At 57.4% G+C, this 1,311-nt stretch carries 1 protein-coding gene; it reads right to left on the bottom strand.

The annotated features are described in order from the left end of the window. A partial coding sequence (locus tag IQ219_RS19670; RefSeq protein WP_194073741.1) for an Hpt domain-containing protein occupies positions 1 to 1,311 on the bottom strand: 1,311 nt, incomplete at both ends.

Raw genomic sequence — 1,311 nt, 5'->3', positions numbered from 1 at the left:
GATTAGCCGGATTTTGTTCCCTCGGTACCGTCCGCCGTTCGGGGGTATGTTCCACCGGAGGAGTTGGGATTTCTGCCTTAGGAGTTGGCACTGGAGCCGGAGCCAGGGGAGGTAAAGAATCAAAAACCTCTTCCACCGCCTGCACTAAAGATAAAGTTTCCCCAGAAGGGTCCACTTCCTCCACGGCAGGGACTGGGTTCTCCACCACGACATCAGCAGTCAACCCGCCAAAAACTTCCTCCAGGGAAGGGGGGGGCTCCACTGTTTCAGGCTCCATGGGAGTTTGCTCCAGGGTGGGGAAAGCCTCTGGCTCAGGCTGGGGTTGCCATGGCCCAGTCATGGGCGTAGTGGGGGGAGATGGTTCTTCCTCTACCTCGTCCTCATCATCGCCAAAAAATAGATCCCCCAATACCGGAGCCGGAGCCGAAGTTAGTTGGGGCCGTGGTTCTACCGGAGGAACAAGCCTTTGCCCCAGGGCCAAAAGTTCGGCACTTGCTTCCCCTCCCCGTTGGCGATCGCCGTTTTCCAGCACTTGCTGAGCACCGGCCTGCCAATCAGTCAAAGCTTGGGTGGCAATGGTAGATAATTGCTCCGGGTTAGCCGTCAGGGCCTGCTGCACCGCTACACAAATGCCTTGGAACCCCGGTAAGTTGAGAATTTCCGCCAGTCCCAGGAAAATTTCCGTTTGGCTAGTCAAGGCCTCCCGCAACGATTCCGTCCCCTGCTGTTGGGCCGCCGCCACCGCTGCCATGCCCTCGGCAATGTCCACTTCAAATACCGACGCCACCACATCCACCCCTAGGTCAGCGGAGCTGGGCAAAAACTGTTCCCCTGCGGCCAAATGGGGACCCAGCCGTTGCTCTAGGTTAATAATGGGCCCCTGAGCACTCTGCCAAGCCGTTTCTGGGTCGTAGTACCCCTGGTCAATCTGTTGCTCCAACGGGTTCCGCAGGCAGTCAAATCCTTGCAATAAGAGGGTTTCCATAGTTTGGTCTATGGCCACATCTTCGTTATAAAGCGCCTTAAAAATATCCTCCAGCCGATGGGCGATCTGTTTGATGGTTTCCAGCCCTACACTGGCCGCTCCCCCCTTGAGGGAATGGGCCGCCCGCATAATGCCATGGACCATCGCCGCTGACCGGTCTTGCCCAATAGTCAATAGCCCCGTTTCTATTTCCTGCAACAGGGTGGGCGCTTCCTCAATGAAAAATCGGTAGGCCGGTTCCTCCAGGTCCACCCTTTCTGGCCCCAAGTTGGGTTGGCGATCGCTGGCGGGAATTGCTCCTTCCCCTGACTGGACCAGCATTGCCG

The organism is Synechocystis sp. LEGE 06083 (genome assembly GCF_015207725.1).
In the GTDB taxonomy this organism is placed as follows: Bacteria; Cyanobacteriota; Cyanobacteriia; order Cyanobacteriales; family Microcystaceae; genus Synechocystis; species Synechocystis salina.
The sequence above is the reverse complement of the archived record's forward strand: the minus strand, read 5'-3'. Positions and strand labels throughout refer to the sequence as shown.